This window comes from Paenibacillus sp. CF384 (genome assembly GCF_900106745.1).
Classification (GTDB): domain Bacteria; phylum Bacillota; class Bacilli; order Paenibacillales; family Paenibacillaceae; genus Paenibacillus_Z.
In genome coordinates, this window is sequence record NZ_FNNV01000007.1 from 137,566 (window position 1) to 160,412 (window position 22,847).

Annotated in this window: 19 protein-coding genes; 3 read left to right on the forward strand and 16 right to left on the reverse strand. The window is 49.7% G+C overall.

What is annotated here, in order from left to right; translation table 11 throughout:
• Positions 1-4: 4 nt before the first annotated feature.
• From BLW29_RS13745 to BLW29_RS13775, 7 genes are all read right to left on the reverse strand, one after another.
• Positions 5-2,494 carry an ATP-binding protein gene (locus BLW29_RS13745; RefSeq protein WP_177186625.1) on the reverse strand — a complete coding sequence of 830 codons (2,490 nt, stop codon included), beginning with the start codon at positions 2,492-2,494 and terminating at the stop codon, positions 5-7.
• A 179-nt stretch (positions 2,495-2,673) separates the two neighbouring features.
• Positions 2,674-4,395, reverse strand: a complete 1,722-nt coding sequence (gene cysI / locus BLW29_RS13750; protein ID WP_090980389.1) for an assimilatory sulfite reductase (NADPH) hemoprotein subunit — start codon at positions 4,393-4,395, stop codon at positions 2,674-2,676.
• Between the two features lie 35 nt (positions 4,396-4,430).
• Positions 4,431-6,242 carry an assimilatory sulfite reductase (NADPH) flavoprotein subunit gene (locus BLW29_RS13755; RefSeq protein WP_090980391.1) on the reverse strand — a complete coding sequence of 604 codons (1,812 nt, stop codon included), beginning with the start codon at positions 6,240-6,242 and terminating at the stop codon, positions 4,431-4,433.
• A 571-nt stretch (positions 6,243-6,813) separates the two neighbouring features.
• Positions 6,814-7,578: a YheC/YheD family protein gene (locus tag BLW29_RS13760; RefSeq protein ID WP_090980393.1), complete on the reverse strand. Its 765-nt coding sequence runs from the start codon at positions 7,576-7,578 to the stop codon at positions 6,814-6,816.
• A 568-nt stretch (positions 7,579-8,146) separates the two neighbouring features.
• Complete coding sequence (locus BLW29_RS13765) at positions 8,147-9,706, reverse strand: hypothetical protein (protein ID WP_090980395.1); 1,560 nt, start codon at positions 9,704-9,706, stop codon at positions 8,147-8,149.
• A 151-nt stretch (positions 9,707-9,857) separates the two neighbouring features.
• The gene (locus tag BLW29_RS13770) at positions 9,858-11,099 is read right to left on the reverse strand and encodes an MFS transporter (protein WP_090980397.1); all 1,242 of its coding nucleotides are present in this window, start codon (positions 11,097-11,099) and stop codon (positions 9,858-9,860) included.
• Positions 11,100-11,141: 42 nt separating this feature from the next.
• Entirely contained in the window at positions 11,142-13,100 is a 1,959-nt protein-coding gene (locus BLW29_RS13775) for a GTP-binding protein (protein ID WP_090980676.1), read from the reverse strand.
• Between the two features lie 203 nt (positions 13,101-13,303).
• On the opposite strand from BLW29_RS13775, the gene BLW29_RS13780 reads away from it, so the two are divergent.
• Complete coding sequence (locus BLW29_RS13780; protein WP_256208621.1) at positions 13,304-13,870, forward strand: hypothetical protein; 567 nt, start codon at positions 13,304-13,306, stop codon at positions 13,868-13,870.
• A 373-nt stretch (positions 13,871-14,243) separates the two neighbouring features.
• Here BLW29_RS13780 and BLW29_RS13790 read toward each other — a convergent pair whose 3' ends face one another.
• Positions 14,244-14,840 (reverse strand): ankyrin repeat domain-containing protein, encoded by a 597-nt coding sequence (locus BLW29_RS13790; protein WP_090980403.1) that lies wholly within the window; start codon positions 14,838-14,840, stop codon positions 14,244-14,246.
• Positions 14,837-15,199, reverse strand: a complete 363-nt coding sequence (locus BLW29_RS13795; RefSeq protein WP_090980406.1) for a winged helix-turn-helix transcriptional regulator — start codon at positions 15,197-15,199, stop codon at positions 14,837-14,839. Before BLW29_RS13795 ends, BLW29_RS13790 begins: the two co-directional genes overlap by 4 nt.
• A gap of 145 nt (positions 15,200-15,344) precedes the next feature.
• Between BLW29_RS13795 and BLW29_RS13800 the strand changes: the two genes are divergently transcribed.
• Together BLW29_RS13800 and BLW29_RS13805 are read left to right on the forward strand one after the other, a co-directional pair.
• Entirely contained in the window at positions 15,345-15,986 is a 642-nt protein-coding gene (locus tag BLW29_RS13800) for an NAD(P)-dependent oxidoreductase (RefSeq protein WP_090980407.1), read from the forward strand.
• Between the two features lie 31 nt (positions 15,987-16,017).
• A complete protein-coding gene (locus tag BLW29_RS13805; protein WP_090980408.1) occupies positions 16,018-16,725 on the forward strand; it encodes a DsbA family oxidoreductase in 708 nt (235 codons plus the stop codon).
• A gap of 172 nt (positions 16,726-16,897) precedes the next feature.
• On the opposite strand, the gene BLW29_RS13810 is transcribed toward BLW29_RS13805, so the two are convergent.
• The 7 genes from BLW29_RS13810 to BLW29_RS13840 form a co-directional block, all read right to left on the reverse strand.
• Positions 16,898-17,272: a hypothetical protein gene (locus BLW29_RS13810; RefSeq protein ID WP_090980410.1), complete on the reverse strand. Its 375-nt coding sequence runs from the start codon at positions 17,270-17,272 to the stop codon at positions 16,898-16,900.
• Positions 17,273-17,300: 28 nt separating this feature from the next.
• Entirely contained in the window at positions 17,301-18,497 is a 1,197-nt protein-coding gene (locus BLW29_RS13815; protein ID WP_090980412.1) for a ParM/StbA family protein, read from the reverse strand.
• Between the two features lie 198 nt (positions 18,498-18,695).
• Complete coding sequence (locus tag BLW29_RS13820) at positions 18,696-19,568, reverse strand: DUF5666 domain-containing protein (protein ID WP_090980414.1); 873 nt, start codon at positions 19,566-19,568, stop codon at positions 18,696-18,698.
• The gene (locus tag BLW29_RS13825; protein ID WP_090980417.1) at positions 19,549-20,046 is read right to left on the reverse strand and encodes an RNA polymerase sigma factor; all 498 of its coding nucleotides are present in this window, start codon (positions 20,044-20,046) and stop codon (positions 19,549-19,551) included. Before BLW29_RS13825 ends, BLW29_RS13820 begins: the two co-directional genes overlap by 20 nt.
• Positions 20,047-20,200: 154 nt before the next feature.
• Positions 20,201-21,004, reverse strand: a complete 804-nt coding sequence (locus BLW29_RS13830; protein WP_090980418.1) for a histidinol-phosphatase HisJ family protein — start codon at positions 21,002-21,004, stop codon at positions 20,201-20,203.
• A 35-nt stretch (positions 21,005-21,039) separates the two neighbouring features.
• Entirely contained in the window at positions 21,040-21,798 is a 759-nt protein-coding gene (locus tag BLW29_RS13835) for a DeoR/GlpR family DNA-binding transcription regulator (RefSeq protein WP_090980420.1), read from the reverse strand.
• Between the two features lie 98 nt (positions 21,799-21,896).
• On the reverse strand, positions 21,897-22,847 hold the full coding sequence (locus BLW29_RS13840; protein WP_143044401.1) for a CehA/McbA family metallohydrolase domain-containing protein: 951 nt from the start codon (positions 22,845-22,847) through the stop codon (positions 21,897-21,899).

Sequence of the window (22,847 nt, forward strand, 5' to 3'; positions counted from 1 at the left end):
TTTCTTAGTGGCGAAGCCACTTTTCCAGCATGGCCAACAATTGCGCCTTGATAAAGGGCTTCGTCGTAATATCATCGATGCCTGCCTGATAATAGAGCTCATGATTTTCCGAGAAAACATCCGCCGTTAACGCGATAATCGGCAAATGCCGCAATCGTGGATTCTTCCGAATATGTCTCGTGGCCTCGCATCCATCCATCTCCGGCATATGAATGTCCATGAGAATGACATCCCATTGCTCGGGTTCGGATTGCTCCAGCACTTGCAGCGCCTCATATCCATTGCTCGCTACTTCAATATCATAATGGCTCCCCGTTAGTATTTCTCTTGCGATGATTTGATTGATTTCATTATCCTCAACGAGCAGAATACGCCCTTTAAGCTGCCTGCCCGCTTGACCTGGCTGCTCCTCCAGATTCTCATGAGCTGCGGCAACAGCACCACTGGATAGCGCGATAAGAGCGTCCTTGTCAGGCGCAATCTCGATCTCTTCCAGAGGGATCATGAACGAGAATATGCTCCCTTTCCCTTGCTCGCTGCTCACTTCAAGCTGACCGCCCATCGTTTCCACAAGCAGCTTACAGATGGCAAGTCCGAGTCCTGTACCGCCGTATTTGCGGCTTGTTGAGCTGTCTGCCTGCGTGAACGATCGGAATAACAGCGGGAGCTGCGTTTCGGATATGCCAATGCCCGTATCCTGAACAGAGAACTTCAGCATCTTATTCGATTTAGCCGTAGGAGTCTCGACTTCCACCACAACCTTAATGAAGCCGCTATCTGTAAATTTACTCGCATTACCGCATAGGTTGAGCATGACCTGCTCTAATCGCAGCGGATCTCCAATGATGCGGTCCGGACAATTCTCGGAGACGTCAAATAGGAGTGTAATCGGCTTGCCTTCGACCATTAATGACGTCATGTGCATCAATTTATCCAGAAAGCCGTGAAGGGAAATCGGAATGCGCTCCAGTTCGATTTTTCCTGCTTCGATTTTGGAAAAGTCCAATATATCGTTAATAATGACCATCAGCACATTGGAGGCAGAGCCCATCCTGGATACATAATTCCGCTGAATAGCGGTAAGGTCCGTCTTCATCAGCAAGCCGTTTAACCCAATAATACCGCTAAGCGGCGTGCGAATTTCGTGGCTCATCGTGGCGAGAAAATGGCTCTTCGCTTGATTCGATTCATCGGCTGCTTTCCGTTGATAGAGCTCCGTATTATCGTGAATGGTTACGGTAACCCCTTTAACCTCTTGATAATAATTAAAGAACGGTGAGAGCGTAAGGCTGTATATCTTGTTCTGCTTCTGCAGCAGCTGCCGCACCTCAAGCTCTTGCGTATTCTGCTCCTGAATCGCTTGCTCGAAGCTGCGCTCCCATTCTTCCAGGTACCCGTCTAACCAGATATCCGTCAGTTTGTGCCCGATAATTTGATCCCGCTCCAGCTGCAGCTCCTCGCACATCTTCTGATTGACCGAAGCAATCGTACCGTCCAGATGAAAGCTCAAAATAAAGTCCTGCGAGTTCTCTACAAGCGTACGATACCGCTCTTCCTTCTCCGTTACCTGCTGCTCCGCCCGTTTACGCTCTGTAATATCTATAACCGAACCGATCCATTCCCTGACGGTTCCCTCTTCCCTAACAGGGCGCACCGTAATGAGGAGTTGAAACGAAGCTACCACTGCTTCGCAGGTCACTTTCTCGTTAATCGGCACACCTGTAAGATTATGCTGCAAGAACGCAAACAGAGGCACCTCATGAATCGATTTGCCGACAAAGTCCGCCGATGTCATGCCCATCTCTTCAAGCAGCTGACCCTCAGCCAAGGTAAACCTATAAGTGCCGGGTTGATTCGTAATTTTGAACGTAAATCCGGATTGCAGCCTTAGAATACCTTGCTGTTCTTGCTGCAGTTCTTTAATCGTGTGGTTCAAGCTGCGATTGCGGCGGAAATAATGAAGCAGATAGGCTGCCAGTATACCGCTTACTATGTTAATCAGCAGGTAAGGAGCAACTCTTGCCAGGAAAGGAAGGTCAAACACGATGTAGAAATCGATGAAGAAGAAAATGGCTAAATAAATCAGAAAGCAGGTCCACTTGCGTACATAAGTGCGCACCTTAGCAGCAATGATCGCACTTCCGAGGGATAGACACGCAGCCACAGTGAATAGCACCGGGAACGCGGAAGGGTCTTCAATGGTTCGGAATAACACCGTAATCGCGCTTGTGATCGTCACTGCAATAGGGCCGCCATATAGTGCGGACATAAATAATGCAATATTGCGCACATCAAGCACGACATTCGATTGCACATGAATACCCGAGAAGATCAGAATGATGCCAAATACGCCATGCAATAAGCCTACATTCAGCTTATACCGCCAAGATGGCTTACGCGCTTTTTCGAATCGAATAAACAGCTGTCCGGAAAGAAAAGTAAATACAAAGAGGATAGAGGTGTTTACGATTAAGTCACGAATAAACGGGGTCATGATTGTCATTGGCTCCTAGTTGTCCCATAATTCTATCTACACTATCTCTATGATTATGAATAGAATAAACACATTCGACAAAACCAGACAAATCCCTCTTCTACTGTCAATATTATAGTGATTATAATAAAAAACGGTCGCACATGGCGACCGTCACTACTCAATATGGACAACGTGAATTAAGCGTGGAAATCAAGACCCGAAACGACTTCTTTGACATACTGGCTGCGAATACAGAAGTCACCGAAATGCTCGCCCTCGTTCCGCTCCTTCGCATAATGGAACAGGATTGGCTTCAGCTCATTCAGAATCTCCGTTTCGCCAATATTCTCGCGATACAATTTGTTCAACCGGTTACCGGAATGCCCGCCGCCCAGGTACAGGTTGTACTTGCCCGGCGCTTTGCCGATAAACGAGATTTCCGCTAGCGCAGGGCGCGCACAACCATTCGGACAACCGGTCATCCGAATGACGATTTCCTTGTCGCGGAGGCCTGCTTCATCCAATATGAGTTCAAGCTTATCCAGCAACGAAGGCATATAGCGCTCCGACTCTGCCATAGCCAGGCCGCAGGTTGGCAACGCTACGCAGGCCATCGCATTTCTGCGCAATGCCGAGTACTCCGCCCCGTCCGTAAGTCCGTAGGTTTCGATAAGCTGCTCCAATTTCTTCTTCTTCTGGCTCGTTACATTGCCAATAATCAAGTTCTGATTAGGTGTAAGGCGGAAATCCCCTGTATGAATCTTAGCGATCTCACGCAGGCAAGTCATGAGCTGATAGCCATCCTCGTCCTTCACCCGGCCATTCTGAATGAACAACGTATAATGCCACTTGTTGTTGCTTCCCTTCACCCAGCCGTAACGATCCCCGTTATGGTCAAAATGATACGAGCGCGCTTCTTCCAGCTTCCAGCCCAGGCGCAGCTGCAGCTCTTCAATAAACCACTCGATACCGCGATCGTCAATCGTATACTTGAACCGAGCATGCTTCCGCACTGCACGGTCCCCATAATCCCGCTGGATCATGACTGTTTTCTCCGCCACGTCGACCGCTTGCTCCGGCGTAATGAAGCCGATGACACGCGCCACCTGCGGATACGTCTTCGGATCTCCGTGCGACATGCCCATACCGCCGCCGACGGCTACGTTAAAGCCCAATAAGCGACCATTTTCGTGAATGGCGATATAGCCCAGATCTTGCGAGAAGACATCTACTTCGTTCGCCGGTGGAACGGCGATCCCGATCTTGAACTTACGCGGCAGGTAGACCGGTCCGTAAATCGGCTCCTGTTCTACACCGTCACGGCTGTCGATTACTTTCTCCTCATTGAGCCAAAGCTCATGATAAGCACGTGTGTGCGGATCCAGATGACTGCTTACTTTCTGTGCCCATTCCTGTACCTGCTCATGCACTTCGGATTGGTACGGGTTGGGGTTGCACATGACATTACGATTCACGTCGCCGCATGCCGCAAGCGTGCTTAGTAATTCTTCATTTACTTCTTGAATAACAGCCTTCATATTCCACTTAATGACACCATGCAGCTGAAACGATTGCCGCGTCGTCAAACGAATGGTGCCGTTGGCATGACGCTGCGCGATCCGGTCCATCATCAGCCATTGTTCAGGCGTTACGACACCGCCGGCTGCGCGTACGCGCACCATAAACTGATACGCCGGCTCCAGCTTCTGCTTGCTCCGTTCATTGCGCACATCGCGATCATCCTGCATATAGCTGCCGTGAAACTTCATTAATCGGTTGTCATCTTCAGAGATAGAGCCCGTAATTCGCTCCTGCAGCGTTTCCTCTAACGTTCCTCGCAGATAATCACTTCTGCGCTTAATATCTTCCACGTCACTATGCGGTGCACTGTTCGATGATAGTAAATTATTATCCGACATGTCTCTGCCTCCCTCGCTCTCTTGGCTCTCCCTAATTAATAGACGTCCCGTTGATATCGTTTATCCTGCTGCATCTTCATCAGGTACGCTTCCGCTTCTTCTTGGCTGAGGGAGCCTTCCTGCTTCAGGATCGTGACTAGTGCCGCTTGCACGTCATGCGCCATCTTCTTCTCGTCTCCGCAGATGTAGACGGCCGCCCCTTGCTCCAACCACTGATACAGCTCTTTGCTTTTCTCCAGCATCCGGTGCTGTACGTAGACTTTCTCTGCGGTATCCCGCGAGAAGGCAACGTCCATGCGCGTAAGCACGCCTTCCTTCAACCAGCGCTGCCATTCCACTTGGTAGAGGAAATCCGATGCGAAATGCTGATCCCCATAGAACAACCACGTCTTGCCTTCTGCTCCGCTCTCCTCGCGTTCGCCGAGGAATGCACGGAACGGTGCGACACCTGTGCCCGGTCCGATCATAATGATCGGTGTTTCCGGATTTGACGGAAGCTTGAAGTTCGGATTGTCCTGAACAAATACCGATACCGATTGTCCCGGCTCAAGGCGCTCCGACACATAGGTCGAGCACACGCCGTACCGAACTCTTCCCGATGCCGTGTAATGCACCTTGCGGATGGTCAAATGCACTTCATCCGGATAAGCCTTCGAGCTGCTCGCGATGGAATAAAGTCTAGCCGGAATGCGTCTTAGCAGCGATACGAAGCTGTCCGCAGGAACACCTTCCAAATCATAATCCTGTACCAGGTCGAGCAGATCACGTCCTTTAAGGTACTCTTTCAGCTCTTGCTCTTGACCGGCAGCCAGCAGTTCTTCCAGCCCGGTGCCTGGCGTAAGAGCAACGATTTGTTCAAGCAGCGGTTTAGTCAGCACTGTAATTTCATAATAGCTTGTCAGAGCCTCTCTTAATGAGCGCTCCTCTGCAGTCTTAGGAAGTGTGATAACTTCATCCGGAGACCAGCCCATTGCGGCAATCAGCTCGTCGACGAGTCTTGGGTGATTGTGCGGGCAGATGCCCAAGCTGTCACCCGGCTCATAATGGATCCCAGAATCTTCAAGAGAGATCTCAAGGTGACGTGTTTCCCGATCCGATCCGCGTCCGTTTAAGTTTAAATTTTCAAGCACGGTTGCTTGAAAAGGATTCGATCTGGAATACTCCGATACGGTTCCTTCCACGGCAGCAGAAGCCGCAGCTGGTGCCTGAACAGCAGCGGAAGCCTGACCTAGGGAAGCGAGAACGCTCTCCATCCACTGGTTCGCGGCATCCTCGAAGTCAACGTCACATTCAACCCGCGGCGCCAATCTTTTACCGCCAAGCTCCTCCAGCCGCTGATCGAAGTCTCTGCCTGTTTTGCAGAAGAACTCGTATGACGTGTCGCCAAGAGCCAGTACCGAGAACGGCAGTCCGTCTAATTGAGGCGCTCGTTTGCTATGCAGAAATTCATAGAACGAAATCGCATTATCCGGCGGATCTCCTTCTCCGTGCGTACTAACGAGGATGAATAGATTCTGAACCTTCTTGAGCGTGTTCGCCTTAAAATCAATCATAGAAGACTGCGTTACTTGGAAGCCTTGTTCCTGCAGCTTGCCGGACAATTTCTTGGCCAGCCTGTGGCTGTTCCCTGTCTGCGATCCGAAGAGCACCGTCACTTCTTTGGAGATTGCCGGCGTGCTCGTCGTCGTCTGCACGGTTGTCGTTGCTCCTGGTACTGTCGCAGCGACTGATATTGCCGACAGATAACCGCTCAGCCAGATTTTCTGCCCTTCTGTCAGTGTAGGCAATAATCGATTAAGCAAATCCACCTGATCTTGCTGAAAAGGACTGTTTGTTACTTGAAACATGTATCCTACACACCTCTCTCCCGTATGAGTTATTCCGTTCATTCTGGTACGATTACTTACCTTCATTCCTTTAACGTATCATGCGCGGCCGATAGTAACAAGACAGATGATTTTATAGCATTTATAAGCTTTTGCAATAAACCTTAAAAAGGCGCTTGGGTTGGTCCTGTTAAAATCGCAAAGAAGGGGCTGTCCCATAAGGTCAAATGACCTTGAGGGACAGTCCCTTCTTCATTAGTTCTACAAACAAACATTAAACTTCCCCGACACGCTGGATGCTGAGAGTCCGAAAAAATGAACTCTCAGCGCATAGCCCGTAGGCTAACGAATCCTAGCGGCCTTATTTGGTCGGAAAACATCGATTTGAAATTCTAACGAATGCTACAGGTCTTATTTACTCAAATAACTCGTGTTTTCTGCGATTTTCGTTCGAATAAGACCTCTGTGATTCGTTAGAATATTTGAAGTGACTATTTCTCCCGAATAAGACCTCTACGGTTCGTTAGCGTGGCGAGGGTCAGATATCGAGACGTTAGCGATAGCCAACAGCAAAACTTCTTGATATCGCCTGTTATTTGGTTCTTCCATACTTCCTGCCATAACGGACAACCGTGCGGTAAAATCGCTTATCGGCAAGCGACTTTAACGCGCTAAATCCCGGCCTCGTATTGACCTCCAATATCCATAGACGGCCTTGGCGATCAAGAGCCACGTCAAGGCCGAGTTCCTTGAACCGGGTACTGTGACGATCGAAGCAGCGTGCTGTTTGCATACCCAGTGTCTTCAGCTTCTGCTTATATCGCGTAACTTGAGCTTGGCTGTACCCCGAGCGTCGCAGTGTCGGCTCAACCTCAGCAAGCTTGCCGCCTTGATGGTAGTTCGTGACTACCTTGTTCTTCTTGCCAAGCTTGACGAACATGACGGTTGGCACCCATTTGCTGCCGTCCTTCTGCACCATCACTCGCAGATCGAATGGCCTGCCGCGAGCGGATTTTAAGTAAATGCCTTTCTGGAGCAGATAGCTTCTGCCGCGAGCGATTCTGTTTAATTGGCCATAAAGCGAGCTTGTGGAAGTGATTTGGGTCGTTCGCGTATCTTTCTTCACCCGAAATTTCCGATCGGATAGCCGTACTATACGCGCAATGCCGCTGCCGCCCGTCCCGGTTGTTGGTTTGAAATACACAGTCTTATATCTCCCAACCATCGCAAGAAGGGATGAGCGGGTGAAGCGTTTCGTTTCGGGAACGAATCGTCTTAATGTACGGTCTGCCAGCAACCACTTCGTCTTCGTCCACTTGCTCTTGATTGATATGCTGCTTCCGCCTTTTCTAGGCACACCCCATCATCTCCTTAACATCACTCGGGATACATTACTACCTATCCTCGAGAAACGTAACGGCGAATACCCTAGTCATTCGATATCGGAACCATTTTTGTCATATCTAAACCAAACCTATCCCAACTCGATAACCGGTTACTGAAGCGCAGCAACCACAACACCCCCAGCAATTAAAGCCTTATCATTACTGGGCATTTCGATTTTCTATAAAAAGTCTCGTCCTTCTCGCACATGAATAAAAAAAGGTAGAATATTGTCGATTTTTGCACATATTCGCACAAAACCCATTATGGCATGGCACATAGAATAGCCCATTTCACGAAGCCTTAAACCGACCTCTGTTGGTACACTCGGTGCAAGGATAGAACGATGGTCCATATGACGACCGGTTCTGATGGAGGAGGCGCGTCTTCAAGACAATGCCAAGACGGGACAGTGGTGGCAACACGCTCGCTCGCGGTTGATTGCAGCAATGGAAGCCAGATTCCGCGCCAGCACTGGGTTTAAGCAGGCTTGTAGGCTCAGCCAAAAAGAGGGAGAGGCGTCCATTGAAACGCCTCCCCCCTTATTCTTCTGCATTCAGCGCATCAAGGAGGGCAAGGGCATCCTCATGCTGAGGCTCGAGAACGAGCGCATCGCGCAAGTATGACATCGCAGCTTCCTTATCCCCCTGCTCATAGCTGCATATGGCAAGGCAGAATAAGACAGTCGGGTCAGACTCCTCTTCGTCCGTTTCGACCGATATGCTAAGGAACGCCTTCGCATCCTCGTAGAATTCCATCTCGAACAGCAGCAGCCCGGCATCCAGCGCCAAATCATAACGCTGCATCGCATAGAACGATGACCACATGATATGGATGCCATGTTGAATATCCATCAATTCTTCTTCGCCTGCTTCGGCCAATAACGCAGAAATGCGTTTCGTGCTCTGGATAAAGAACTCCGCGTCATACCCGCCGAGCCGCCAGAAAGACAAAATTTGCTGCAGCCCCATCGTGCCTGCATGCTGGTCGACCCACTCTTTCAAACTGAAGAACTCGTCCGGCCCAAACCGGTCGACAAACCGCCGAAAGGCCAGCCTAGTGTTGGCATAACGCATCGGCGAATCCAGCATGAGAATGCAGCCGACATTAATCGCGTTATAATGATGCTCTTGCGTAAAGAGCGACAGAGCGCCTCGCTGCTCCAGCACATGTTGAATCGCATGATAGTTAGCCGTTAACGAGAAGCTGCCATGATGAAAGAACTCCGGCGGATCCGCAAGGTCCCAGTGCTCCAGCCGATGATCGCCTTTATCCGCCGTAATTAGCAGAAACCCTGCCTGCGACAGCCGTTGAAGCCGATCCAAGCAGGTCAACCCGGCGGCCGGAAACAGGATATACGAATCATCAAGCTCTGTCACATACATCTCGATCAAGTCGCGATAGGGGTAAGTTTCGTCTTTGTATCCAGGCGCCAGTCGATTCACGTAATTCAGCTTCATCTGTTTGATCTTCTCTGACGTCGTAAGCTCCTCCATATTGTCCGGGAACTCCACACTGATATCGCACTCATAGACCTCGCCATCACTGACATAAATCAGCTCTTGCGGAATCACATCAAAGAAATAATTCGCAACAATCAGCAGTGGCTGCTTCAAATCACCCGGACGTATCGTAGTTTGCGCTACGGTCAAATGCAACTCTGTATCCTGTACCGCATCAAACCTCGCAAAGTCCAGCAGCCCCTCCTGAATAAAAGGCTGCATAGCGGGATGCAGCTGCCAAGCCAATACGTTCTTGGCTGCGAGGTCCGTCATGACATACCGGAAAGGAGGAAGGTCTATACCGGCATAATCGCGCAGCTCGCACAGTTTATGCAGGGTGTGAAAGGCAAGGCGCCCTGCGCCAGCACCTAATTCTATAATCGTAACCGGCTCCGTAACATCCCCCGTTCCGGCGCGATCTTGAAGAAATCCGAAAATCATCTCCGCATAAGAGGTAGCCATCATCGGATTACTCGATATATATTGGGGGACTTGATCATTCTTCCAAGCCTTCATGCCTTCTTCTTCATAATAGTTCCGCTGCAGCTCCCAAATCGGTGCTTCGCTGAAACGAAACTGCTGTTTCTTATTTTCTGCCATTCCGTGTAAACCTGCTTTCTGTGTCACCACTCGTGAAGGATTAGGGGCGAAAGGATATCTTAATATGTAGCACTACTTTACGATAATAGCAAAAGGGACGCCATATTGGCGTCCTTTCCCTGTAATTATAATGACGGCGAATGCCGACTCACTAGGCGTGCAGCTTCTCATCCTTAGGCAGGAATATCGCGAGTATGCCAAGCAGCGGCAAGTACGCGCACAGCTTCATCATATATTCAATACTCGTCGCATCGGCAATCCAGCCAAGTACAGCCGAACCCAATCCACCGATGCCAAATGCCAACCCGAAGAATAAGCCGGACACGAGGCCCACTTTGCCCGGCATCAGCTCCTGCGCAAACACGACAATGATGGAGAACGCCGAAGACAGCACGAACCCTGCACAGATACACATCACACATGTCCAAAACAAGTCGCAATACGGCAGCAACAGAGAAAACGGCGCCGTTCCGAGAATTGAGAACCAAATGATATTTTTGCGCCCGTAGCGGTCGGCGAGCGGTCCGCCGAAGAAGGTTCCGGCCGCGGCTGCCGCCAGAAACGCAAACAGAAACAGCTGCGCATGCTGCACGGAAACGCCAAACGAATCCATGAGATAGAAACTATAATAGCTGCTCAAGCTGGACATATACACATGCTTGGATACCACCAGGAAAACAAGAATCACAATCGCCCACGTAATTTGTTTCGACGACAATCCGCTCTTCGAAGCCGAAGCGGCAGCATCATTCTTCACGCGCGATGCCGCTTTCTTCTGTGCTCCCGCAGGACGCAGCTGCAGTCCATAATCCCGATACCACCGTGCGACATAGCTCTGAATGAGAATCGCCGCAATCGCGGCAATGGAGAACCAGAGAACGCTGATTTGTCCGAGCGGCACGAATATCGCAGCACTCATAATCGGTCCAAGCGCGCCGCCGATATTGCCGCCTACTTGAAAGATCGACTGCGCCAGCCCTCTTTGCCCGCCTGCAGCCAGATAGGCTACGCGCGAGGATTCGGGATGGAAGATCGCCGACCCGATGCCGATCATCATAACGGCGAGCACGATATATGCGTACTCCGGCGCTAACGCGAGCGCAACAACGCCGACCAGCGTAAAGCACACCCCAATCGGCAATATATTAGGCCGCGGGCGCTTGTCCGCATACATGCCGACCAGCGGCTGGATAACCGCTGCCGTAATGTTCATGGCGAAGGCGATAAACCCGATCTGTTTATAGCTTAAATGCAGCGAGTCGCGCAAGATCGGAAACAGCGCGGTTACGGTGGATTGCATCGTATCATTCAACAAATGAACGATACTGATTGCGAATATAATCGGAAAAACGGTAGTACCCACCGGAATCGATTTGGTTAATGCTTTTGCCACGTTGTGAAACCTCCCCTAATCAAGTTGAAGCGGCCTTGCCACTTATAAGAGATGCATCTTCGCTTCTGCCTCGTCCCAAGCGACCGTATACCCATGGCCCTTGGCGCAAAATATCGACGATGAGCTGTACAGCGGGTCCGCATCCTTCCGGTAATTCTTCCGCTCCATGACCGCTTGTTCATTATGACAACGATCATAACCGCCGAAGGCGAAGTGCGCAATCCCTCTGCCATGGGTGAAAGAAGCCAGTTCCGTGCTGTAATCCATGAAAGTTGCGACAGGCACTTTACCCGTAATGACCGCGTGCGCAGCCGTCGTTATCGGCGGTTCGAACACGCCGGAAGCCCGCTGAATATCGGATAGCACGCGGCCCATATCGTCGATTTCCACTTTGATCTTATACTCATAATAGGGCTCAAGCAGCATGTTCTCGGCTTTCTCCAAGCCTTGTCTGAGCGCCCGGAACGTCGCCTCGCGAAAATCACCGCCATGCGTATGTTCATTATGGCCGGCGCCCGTGAGCAGCGTCACCACAATATCGGTGAGCGGCATGCCCGTTAACAGCCCATGATGGTCGCGTTCGTAGAGATGCGTCTTGATGAGATTTTGGTTGCCGATGCTTAGATCATTCGCATGACATTCATTCCTGAACGTGAGTCCGCTGCCACGCTCCCCAGGCTCCAGGCGCAGATGCACCTCGGCGTAATGCTTGAGCGGCTCGAAGTGACCGTACCCGTTCACGGTCGACGCGATGGTTTCTTTATACAGAATCTCAGGGCTGCCGAAGGAAACCGCGAAATGGAATCGTTCCCTTACAAGCTGCTCCAGCACCTCAAGCTGGATGAGGCCCATCACGTGAATATGGATCTCCTGCAAGCTTTCCTCCCAGATGACATCCAAGGACGGATCCTCGGCATCCAGCAGACGGAAGGCTCTAAGCACATCCTTCACATGCAGGGAAGCCGCGAAAATCACCTTCGCCGTAAGCGTCGGTACCATATCGTAGGCAAGTTTATCCGAATAGCTTCCCAAGCCTTGCCCTGCCTCTGCGCTTGACAGTCCGGTCACCGCAACCAGATCACCTGCCGAAACCTGATCGACCGCTTGCGACTTGCTCCCGTTAATAATGAGGAGCCGTGTCACTTTCTCACAAGTCGGAGCATCCCCACTCCCGTAACACAGTTCATCCCGCACCTTCAGCATGCCGCTCAGGACCTTGATATAGGTCAAACGCACGCCGTTATGGTCATGACGAATTTTGTAGACGCGCCCTCCGAAAGGGGCTTGATCGTCATAATCTACGTTCGTCAGCTGATGCAGTTGATCCATAAATTCAATCACGCCTATATCCTGCAGAGCCGAACCGCTTGCACAAGGGAACAGCCGATGGCCGCGAATCTGATCCTGGAGCGTTCGCAGCCAGAACGCATTGTCCTTCGTGCCTGCCAGAAACGTATCAAGCAATGATTCATCCCGCTCCGCCATGCACTCCAGCAGCGCTTCTCCGACTTGGCCGTCTTCTGCGATGTGTCCTGTGATCCAACACGCATCTGTCGTCAGATGCGTGCGGATCTCCTCGAAGACGCGATCAACATCTGCGCCGACCCGATCGATTTTGTTAATAAACAAGAACGTCGGAATGCGATGCTTATGAAGCAGCTGCCATACCGTTTCGGTATGCCCTTGAATGCCTTCAACCGCACTGATGACGAGGATTGCCGCATCCATCACCTGGACCGCCCGCTCCATCTCCGGCGAGAAGTCGACGTGCCCCGGCGTATCGATCAAGTAATAGGTAGTTCCCTTATAGGTCATGACGGCTTGATCTGCGAACACCGTAATGCCTCTTGCCCGTTCGATCTCGTGGCTATCGAGATAAGCATCTTTATGATCCACTCTGCCGCGCTCTCGAATGCTATGCGTATGGTACAGCAGCTGCTCAGCCAATGTGGTTTTGCCTGCATCCACGTGAGCAAACATGCCAATCGTTTTGCGATTCATCGTATTCATCACCTCACACCTGCCCATTATCATATCACACCATGCCCGGTGGCGAGCCTAATTTTGTTCATCCATTCTCCCTTCATTCCTTCTTGCAAGTTAACAATACTTCGGTATAAACGTATATTTAACTACTAAGCAGCACATAATTATTGTACGTAACGTACGATATGTACTACAATGGAGGTGAAAGTGAGGTGAGAATGATGGAGACAATTGCATCATCAAAAGTTAGAGATAACTGGGCGACTACCTTTGACGAAGCTTTCTATAATGGTCCGAAGTTAATCGAAAAGAACGATCGAATTAATCTATTATTTAGTTCGCCAATGATTAAGGAACTGCTTAGAAGCAATTATAAACTTATTATTTACATGGAAGAAGAAGAAGGTATGTATGCGGTTCATCTATCTGGAATAAAGGGAACGTACGGACATGGAGAATCAGTCGAAGAGGCTATCGATAATTTGGTTCATCATCTTACTTTCCTGGTGGAAGAGATGTATAGCGAGTTTAACCGTTACGTGAAAGAGCGTCATAATGATATTTTTTATCTTTTGCAAATTTCGCTAATGGACAAAAAAGAATTGTTTGAATTACCTGTATATAAATACTTGGAATCTGAGTATCTCCCTCATGGTGTGGAAGAGAATGAAGTGGAAGCCTGGATTAAAAACGGAGGCCTTATCGAGGCACCTACTTATCGAACTGTTAAAGATGCGATGGCTGCATTGGATCGCATCAGTGATCAAAATGAGATACGCCGCTAAATATACGGAGCTATATGAAAAAAACTTTGCAAAGCTTCATTCAAACGAAAAAAGCGCAGTGAAAAGCGCTGTTAACATGATGTTGGAGACAGCTCCAAGATTCACGATCGGACTTGGAATTGATAAAATAGAAACTGCAAAACATATTAAACCCACGGTGTGGGAAGCAAGAGCAAGTAAAGAACTACGATTGAGTTGGCAATATAAAAGTGAACAAGACTATCGATACATTTTATTCCGAAATGTTGGACACCACGATGATTTGCTTAAAAAGCCCTAATAAAAAGTGCGCATTATGAAACACACCAACGATAAGAGGAGCTGCCACGGCAGCTCCTCTTACTTTTTCAAAACGGGATATACGCTTCGTTGATTATCGCGCTCCTGCTTGCAGCAGCATCTGTTCGATTTCCTTAAACCGGCTATTGCTCTTCGCATGCTGCAGCGGTGTAACGCCATCTCGATCCGTGATATTCACGTCGGCACCATGATCGATGAGCAGCCTAGCAATCCGTTGATGCTTCGGTCCGCCATTTGTCAGAATGACCACTTCCAGCAGCGCCGTCCAGCCTAAATTGTTGATGTGGTTGACGTTCACATCCGTGGTCGTAAGCAGCACGTTCACATTCTCCACATGACCTTTCTCCGAAGCAGGAATGAGTGCATTGCCGCCATATCGATTGGTCAGCTTCGTATCGGCACCCGCTTCAATAAGGAGCTTGAGAATATCGAGCAGCCCTTCGGCACCTGCATAGAGGAAGGGATTATCACGCAGCTTGTCTTGCAGATTGATATCCGCCCCGGCTTCAATCAATAATCGCACCACATCCGGCTTGTTCGCATGCGTCGCGGCCATCATGGCCGTTCTTCCCCTGGCGTCCTGCTCATTCATGTTTGCCCCTTCGTTCAGAAGCTGGGCCACCTTCGCCCGATCTCCTCGTTCCGCAGCAGCAATCAGCTCTATGCTCAAATGATGTCGCCACCTTTCTTGCCTTTCGTGTATTTCTTGCCCCATTCCCCCATGCTCTCCAGAATCGGAATGAAGCTCTTCCCTGCTTCCGTCAGGGAATATTCCACTTTGGGAGGAACCTCCTGATACACTTTTCTGTGGATCATGTGATCCTTCTCCAGCTCTCTAAGCTGGCTGGTCAGAATGCCTTTGGAAATGCCGGGTACTAATCGTTGCAGCTCTCCGAAGCGCCTTGTTTCCCTCAGATGCCATAAAATAATGATTTTCCACTTGCCTGCAATGACGTTCTGCGTTTCCGTTACCGGGCAAACCTCGATTTGCTCCTCGGGGATGCTTCCCTCGAATAAGGTCCGGGCCATCGTAAATCCCCCTCTGTTTCCATGGTCTTATTTATGTGACTATGTTATATAAAAGTGCCTACTACCATAAATCGAATTATCCCTATAATATTGGACTATACAGCAAAACACAACTCATGCACGGAATAAATTGGAGGAATGAACCATGAAAATCGCCATTATCGGCGCTACAGGCAAGGCCGGAAGTCTTATTGCACAAGAAGCATCCGATCGCGGTCATGAAGTAACAGCAATCGTAAGAAATGCTGCAAGAATCAACGATACGAGCGTTGGTGTACTTGAGAAAGACATTTTCGCACTTACCGGCTCTGATCTGGCATCCTTTGACGTCGTGGTGAACACGTATAAAGCGCCGGATGGAGATGAACATCTGTACATCGATGCCGGCAGGGCACTGGTTCAAGCGCTCGAAGAAACGCCAAGCACCAAATTGATCGTTGTTGGCGGTGCCGGAAGCCTCTTCATTGACGATACGAACACGATCAAGCTGATGGATACGCCGGGCTTCCCGGATTTCGTGTATCCGACCGCTTCCAATGCGGGGAAACAGCTTGATGAATTGAGAAATACAACCTCGATTACATGGACATACATCAGTCCGGCTGCCTTCTTCAATCCTGATGGCAAACGCACAGGTTCTTATACATTAGGGAAAGATCATGTAATCTTGAATCGCCAGGGTCAAAGCTATATCAGCTACGCCGACTATGCGATCGCCGTACTCGACGAAATCGAACAGCCGAAACATGTAAATGAGCGGTTTACGCTGGTGGGCGAGGCCGAATAATAAGTAAGAATTGCGATTGGAGGCAGCTGTTATGCAAGTAGAGATTTGGTCGGACTTTGCATGTCCGTTCTGTTATATCGGTAAACGCCGCTTCGAGAAAGCGCTGGCCGCATTTGAGCATCGCGACCAGGTTCAGGTGCTTTATCGCAGCTTCGAATTGGACCCTCATTCCCCGAAGCATGTACCGCATGACGTGTATGACATGTTATCCGGCAAATACGGCATGAGCCGTCAAGAAGCGATTAAGATGAATCACAACTTAGCTCAGCAAGCGGCAGCAGAGGGGCTGGATTTCCGATTCGCCGGCTTGGTGCTGACGAATACGTTCGACGCGCATCGTCTCAGACATTTCGCCGAGAAAGCCGGCAAAGGCGCCGAAGTATCCGAATTGTTATTCCGAGCTTACTTCACCGACAATAAGAATCTAAGCCAGCACGATACGCTCGCCGATATTGCGGAGGCGGTAGGTCTCGATCGTAATGAGGCGCTATCCGTGCTGGCCGGAGAGCAGTTTTCCGACCGCGTCCGCGGAGAAGAAGCGGATGGGCGCTCGCTCGGCATACGCGGCGTTCCGTACTACATCATCGACCGCCAGCAGACCTTGTCCGGCGCCCAGCAAGAGAACATGTTTCTGAAAGCTCTGCAGCAAGCATGGAGCAATCGGCAGCCGCTTCCGTCTTCAGAGGTGGACGGCGACAGCTGTATCGACGGTATTTGCGCCGTGCCGGAGCAAAATTAACCCTCACTCATTCAAGCATAAAGCCCCTTCCTCAGATTGCACTGGAAGGGGCTTTCTTCGTCACACTTCGCGGTACTTAGTAACACGAAGTGTGACTCGGCATGACTCGGTAACACCAAGCATTACTCCGTAACATGAAGTATTACTCGGTATCACTTCGAAATATGCAGGATCAGCTCCACGCCTCGATGTCGCCATCATCGATTTCTTCCGCATCCGTTTCCTCTTCCGACTCGGGAAGTGAATCGAGCTCATCGCTGCCCGCTTCTACCTCCTCAATCGCCGCCGCCATCTGCTGTCGATCTGTCGTTATCTGACGATAAACTCCTGCTCCAAGCGGGTCCGAGGAGTCCTGCAAGCTAGTTCTCTCCATAGGAATATAGGCCTGCAAATTACGAACCCCGTTCAGCATGATCTCCTTCTCCACCAAATAGCGAAAGGAATCCATCAGATTCGACTGCGCATTCAGCCAGGCCATGACAATCGGGTCCTCCGTCTTCTTCGTCTTAAGGCTGATATTGCCGCCGGGAAGCTTCATCTTCTTCATCTACGTCACCTCGATCGATCCAGCTCGCTTATGCCGGCTGCTCCGCTTTGCTCTTCAGCGCTTCATAGATTTTGCCCCGCACGAAAGCATCCAGCCCCGACGCGTTCAGCTCTACCGCGTAGTCGGAAGGAATGTAGAGCAGCTTGATTTCCCTTTCGTCGCAAGCCTCCTTCAAATACGGATAAAGGACGGCGCGCATAAGAATACTTCCGCCGCCGTATACGCAGATGAGATCGATCTCATTGCGAGCTTTGGTCAGCTGCTTCTTCACATGCTGCACGATTTGCTTCACTTGGCTTTCCAGCGGCCTGCGCAGCGTCTTGAGCGCCCGCGCATGGTACTTATGCTTCGGATTCTTGAGCACATCACTGAAGAACTGCCTCGGACTATCCGGCAAATGAATGAGTCGATTGAACTCCTGCAGCGCTTCCTCTATAGCGTAACCGGCCCCGTGGTGACTGCCGTGAATGAATTGACGCAGAAACTTATTGCCCTCCGTAATCGGATATTCCGTCGAGCCGTCGCCAATATCGACATGAAGGATCCGCTTATCTTTGAAATAGCTGCCGTTAAACTTCTTCTCGATGCTATAAGTCGCGGCAAAATCAGCAAAGATATCCCCTTCTCGCCAGTTCCCTGCCGCATCCTTCTGCAGCGTGAAGATAACGGGTGTCGCTTCGGGCACAACCTTCACGAAAGCGAAGCTGATTTTGACGGCTACTCGCTGCACCCCAAGATGCACCGTCACATGATGCACGTCGGAAGTAAAACGTTTCTCAAACTTTGCAGAGGTCTCATCGGTATGCTGCGTTACAGGCAGTGCAGTCGCCATATCGACTTCCACATCGATTTGTGCCGGGATCTTCTTCTCGTCTTCGAATGCCTTCTGCACGGCCAACGCGGCGATCTGAGCCAGCGTATTAATGATCGGCAAATCCATATCGCTCTTCGAATCGATGCCGATCTGAATGGTATCAATGATTTCGCCGCTCTCGAGCGCGAATTTCCCGACATAGTACATCCCCGGCCTCGCGGCAGGCGAATCCACCGTAACGACTAATTGATCCTGCAGGTTTCTTACGAAGCTCTCCGGTGCCTGCTCCTCGCTCCATGGAAGCTCGTCCACTCTACAATTCACATTGGGCTGCTGAATTAATTTGCCGTCAATGATCAGATCATGCTCGCTGTTTCCGTTATCGTTGCCTACAAAGAAATGATAGTTCATTATCGATTTCCTCCTTAGGTGAATGCTGAAATGCATCCCTAGGTATTACTTTGACATACCAAGTATGAGTTAGCATCTAACCAGAGTCCCACCGAACATTAGTCTTCTCTCATATGAATTTGTCGGAAATTGGGGGCTGCCTATAGCACAAAAAAGCACCTCTCCATTTCTGGAGAGGCGCCATTGCATGCATCAAGCTTATTTCTGTGGAACCATGTTGTTGTAGATGCGTGTAGCGTTAACTTTGCCTGTGCTTACATCTTCGGATGTAAATCCGGATACGATATTACCAACTGTGAATTCTTTAGCCAGCAGATCTTCAGATGGTGCTGCTGCAGTTGGACCATCGATGCCCATTTGCGTTTCAGGTGTTACCGTTACCCACAGATCGCCTACTTTGAAGCTTTTGCCGTCTGCGCTTACTTCTGTAATCACGCCATCGATGTTAGCCATCATTTTGCCTGTAGTAGCCGGTTTTGTTGATTGACCTGCATCACCTGTCTGTGGAGCCATGTTATTGTAGAGCACAGTCGCTTTCACTTTACCTGTGCTTACATCGTCGGATGTGAAGCCCGATACGATATTACCGACTTTAAATTCTTTCGACAGCAGATCTTCGGACGGTGCAGTAGCAGTAGGTTCATTGCTGCCCCATTGTGTTTGATCCGTTACTTCAACCCACAGATCGCCTACTTTGAAGCTTTTGCCGTCTGCGCTCACTTCGGAGATCACGCCATCGATATTCACTCTTACTTTACCCATGATTGGCGGTTTCGCCGTGTCAACAACTGCAGTCTGCGGAGGATTCGCCGGTGTCGAATTATCGTTCAATGTAAAGATACTAACCGCCAACACCGCACATGCTGCAACTCCAACTGTCCAACCTGTTAGTTTTTTCTTCATTACTTTTTCCATTTTCACTCGCCCCTTTGGGTTAATTTTATTGGTATTGGTTTGCGTTTCTTGCTCCATTTGCTGCATTTCTTGCATCAACTTCTTATATGTTGCTTCTTTGAAATCCTCGCTTGTTTTCACGTGGGACATCGCAGACTTATAAACAGATTTCTTCACGCTCGAGACCTCCAATCTTCTCTTTTAAGATTAAGCGTCCTCTTGCAAGCCAGGTTCCGACCGTCGCCGGTTTAGCCTGCATAATTTCTGCGATTTCCTGAATGGAATATCCCTCGTAATAGTGCAGATGAATCGGGATGCGGTATTTCTTGTCCAAAGCCAGAACTGCCATCAGAACGTCGTTTTCTTCCTTCGGGAGGTAGCTTAGGTCTTCTGGGACGGGATTCCTGTTTCTAAACCACCCTGCTTTAAGCATGTTCTTGCTTTTATTAATGGTTGTTCGAATCAGCCACGCCTTCTCATGTTCACTGGATGCAAATTCAGGGCGCTTCTGCAAATAGGTGAGAAACACCTCCTGCGTCACTTCTTCTGCATCCGCTATATTTTTCAAGTAGGCAAAAGCAATTTTGATCATGCTTTGCGAATATAGATCCAAGGCCTGTCGCACAGATTCATTGAGCTCATATGAATCGTACACCTCAGCACCTCCTTTCACTAGTAATACAACTGAGCACGCCCGTATTTTTCATCAGGGCGAATTTTTTTTTTAGCATGCGGTAATTTCGGTAAAATCATGTCCGGGCGTACAACAAAAAAAGGCACCCTAATGGGCACCTTTTACTTGTAGAACCTTATAGCGTCACGAGGTGCGGTGTCCGATTGCGGAACTGCACGACTTCATGAATGTCATAAGACTTCAGCAAGGCGATTGCCTCGCCGAAGCCTTGTTCGATACTGCCGAGTCGATGGGCGTCGGAGCCCAGCGAGAACAATTTGCCGCCCAGCTCCAAGTACATCTCGATTAAATACGTATGCGGATGAATCCAGCCTTGGCGGAACAGCCCGGTCGTATTCAGCTCGAGCACTTTCTCCTTGCGAATGATCGTGGTAAGCAAATCGTATAGAATCGAGCTGCAGCGTTCATAATCCGCACGGCTTACCATGGACTTCGTATAACGAGCGACGTAATCGAGATGGGCAACCACGTCGTAATTATCCATCCGATCGACGGCATCGCGCACATGCGTGAAATAATCCGCCAAGAGCACATCCATCGGCTGATTGTGGAAGGCCTCCTCGGCAAAATCGAGGATTCCGTTATTATGAGCAGACAGCAGCACCAGATCGAACGAGTAGCCATCCAGATAACGGTTGATTTCTTCGTGATAGTCTTTGCGATATCCGACCTCGATGCCTTTGCGGATCTCAATATCATACTGCCGGCGTAATGCCGCAACCTCGCGTTCATAGCTGTCCATATCGATCAGAACGTCTTTCTTGAAATACTTGCAGTCATAATCAAAGTGATCCGTCGTCACAACGGCTTGTTTACCGAGCTTCACCGCGTTAGCAACAATATGCTCCAACATCTCTTCGGAATCGGGCGAATAATAGGAGTGCACGTGCTGATCCACTATAGTTTGAGGTACTTGCATGAACGTTAACCTTCCTTCTTGATGATAGCCGCGAACTACGCAATGACCCAGCCGACGCCTTCTTGGGCAAGCTTATCCTTCCATTCTTGAGGCGAATCTTCATTGCATATGACATAGTCGACATCGTTATATTCTGCGTATCTGTACATGGATTTGACATTGATCTTCGAATGATCGATGACGACATGCACTTTATTGGATCGTTGAAGCATTTTTTTCAGAACATTACCTTCATCAATGTCATAGGTCGTAATACCATCGGCGATCGAATACCCATTCGCCCCAATGAAGGCTTTGTCGATATGGAACTTCTCCAGCAGCTCGATTGTCATCGAGCCGGATGCAAACATTTGATCCGTATCGATCTCACCGCCGAGAAAGATCAGCTTACCCGTGAAATACCCGGATTTCTTGCGCTCTATAAGACTATTTAATACCTGAATACATCCGGTTATGATCGTCAGGTTCTTTTTATTAAATAAGTGGTTGGCGATTTGAATGGTCGTCGTGCCTACGCCAAGCGCAATCACATCATAATCTTGGATCAGTTCAACCGCTTTCATGCCAACGCGCTGTTTCTCTTGAATATAGATCGAGTTACGATGGCTGTAAGGCGCTTCATACAGCGTGAAGTTAGGCTTGATGCCTCCCCCATGCACAATAACCAGCTTGTTCTCTCGACTTAATGCATCCAGATCGCGACGAATGGTCACCTTGGACACGTTCAATTGATCGGCGAGTTCGTTAACCGTTACTCTGCCCTTCGCATTCAATTCCGCTACGATCATGCTCATTCTTTCTACCTGCAGCACAAGACTTCACCTACTCCATTCCTATAATCAACCCGAAACACAACCGATCTGCATTTCGGGTTGATCTACAGATCGGGCGACTAATCGAAGTAAATTGGATTGGTAAACGCGAATTTACCATACTTATCATAACATTCGATACGAATAAATTTCTCGTCTCCGCGTAATTTTTTGCGAAGGGACGTGATATTGTCGCCCAGTTCAATTTGATACTGACGAAGATCGCCGTTCATATAGATGCGCTCTACCGGCGAGCACTCGAAGATCACTTCATCCTCTTCGATGCGGAACTCATAAATTTCCGGACCCGTGGAAGAGTAGAAGCTGCCTTCGACCAAGGCTTGGACAACGGCATTGCGTGTCAGTTCAGCCGCTTTGACCACAACCCAACCGCCGAAGGAATCGCAGTACTTGGAATCAAGCGGATAACGGTTGTGATTGTCGTCGGTCGCCGTGCCCCACAACTTCTTGCCTTTGCGCAGCAGCGTCTCCCACATGACGCGGGAATTGCCCATGTTCTCCATCCACTCCGAGCAGTGATTGTAGACTTCCAGCGCGAATAGGTTCTCCAGCGCATACACATCTTCCCACTCTACCGTAGACCAATGCGGATGGTTGAACATGACGATGTTGCCTCGTGCCACCATATCATCGATGAACGCCTGCGCCGTTTCGAAACTTACGAAATCCGGCCAGCGGATCGGTTCCATATGCTTAAACTGCTCTTTGGTCGCTGCAGCCAGATGTGCATCCGTCCCCATAATGACATGGAGGTGAAAGATGCGGACATCGCCAGGCGGCATCGTAATCCCGACTTCACTGGATGGCAGCGTAATGAAATTCGGCTCGTTCTCGCTCTCGAAGTTGGAGAAGAAATCATGCTCCGAGTGCGCGAAGAAATGATACCCCTTCTCCTTATAAGCTGCGCGCAGCTGATCTGTCGTAAGTGCTCCATCAGATAGCGTGGAATGACCGTGCAAGTTGCCTTTATACCAGCTGCCGCCGTTCATGAAAATGCTCTTGGTTACCAT

What these genes read in the sequence shown, in the direction of transcription:
- BLW29_RS13745 (WP_177186625.1), bottom strand. Translation starts at nt 2,494, where the DNA reads ATGACCCCGTTTATTCGTGACTTAATCGTAAACACCTCTATCCTCTTT.
- cysI (WP_090980389.1), bottom strand. Translation starts at nt 4,395, where the DNA reads ATGTCGGATAATAATTTACTATCATCGAACAGTGCACCGCATAGTGAC.
- BLW29_RS13755 (WP_090980391.1), bottom strand. Translation starts at nt 6,242, where the DNA reads ATGTTTCAAGTAACAAACAGTCCTTTTCAGCAAGATCAGGTGGATTTG.
- BLW29_RS13765 (WP_090980395.1), bottom strand. Translation starts at nt 9,706, where the DNA reads ATGGCAGAAAATAAGAAACAGCAGTTTCGTTTCAGCGAAGCACCGATT.
- BLW29_RS13775 (WP_090980676.1), bottom strand. Translation starts at nt 13,100, where the DNA reads ATGAATCGCAAAACGATTGGCATGTTTGCTCACGTGGATGCAGGCAAA.
- BLW29_RS13780 (WP_256208621.1), top strand. Translation starts at nt 13,304, where the DNA reads ATGATGGAGACAATTGCATCATCAAAAGTTAGAGATAACTGGGCGACT.
- BLW29_RS13795 (WP_090980406.1), bottom strand. Translation starts at nt 15,199, where the DNA reads ATGGCCCGGACCTTATTCGAGGGAAGCATCCCCGAGGAGCAAATCGAG.
- BLW29_RS13800 (WP_090980407.1), top strand. Translation starts at nt 15,345, where the DNA reads ATGAAAATCGCCATTATCGGCGCTACAGGCAAGGCCGGAAGTCTTATT.
- BLW29_RS13805 (WP_090980408.1), top strand. Translation starts at nt 16,018, where the DNA reads ATGCAAGTAGAGATTTGGTCGGACTTTGCATGTCCGTTCTGTTATATC.
- BLW29_RS13810 (WP_090980410.1), bottom strand. Translation starts at nt 17,272, where the DNA reads ATGAAGAAGATGAAGCTTCCCGGCGGCAATATCAGCCTTAAGACGAAG.
- BLW29_RS13815 (WP_090980412.1), bottom strand. Translation starts at nt 18,497, where the DNA reads ATGAACTATCATTTCTTTGTAGGCAACGATAACGGAAACAGCGAGCAT.
- BLW29_RS13830 (WP_090980418.1), bottom strand. Translation starts at nt 21,004, where the DNA reads ATGCAAGTACCTCAAACTATAGTGGATCAGCACGTGCACTCCTATTAT.
- BLW29_RS13835 (WP_090980420.1), bottom strand. Translation starts at nt 21,798, where the DNA reads ATGAGCATGATCGTAGCGGAATTGAATGCGAAGGGCAGAGTAACGGTT.
- BLW29_RS13840 (WP_143044401.1), bottom strand. Translation starts at nt 22,847, where the DNA reads ATGGTAACCAAGAGCATTTTCATGAACGGCGGCAGCTGGTATAAAGGC.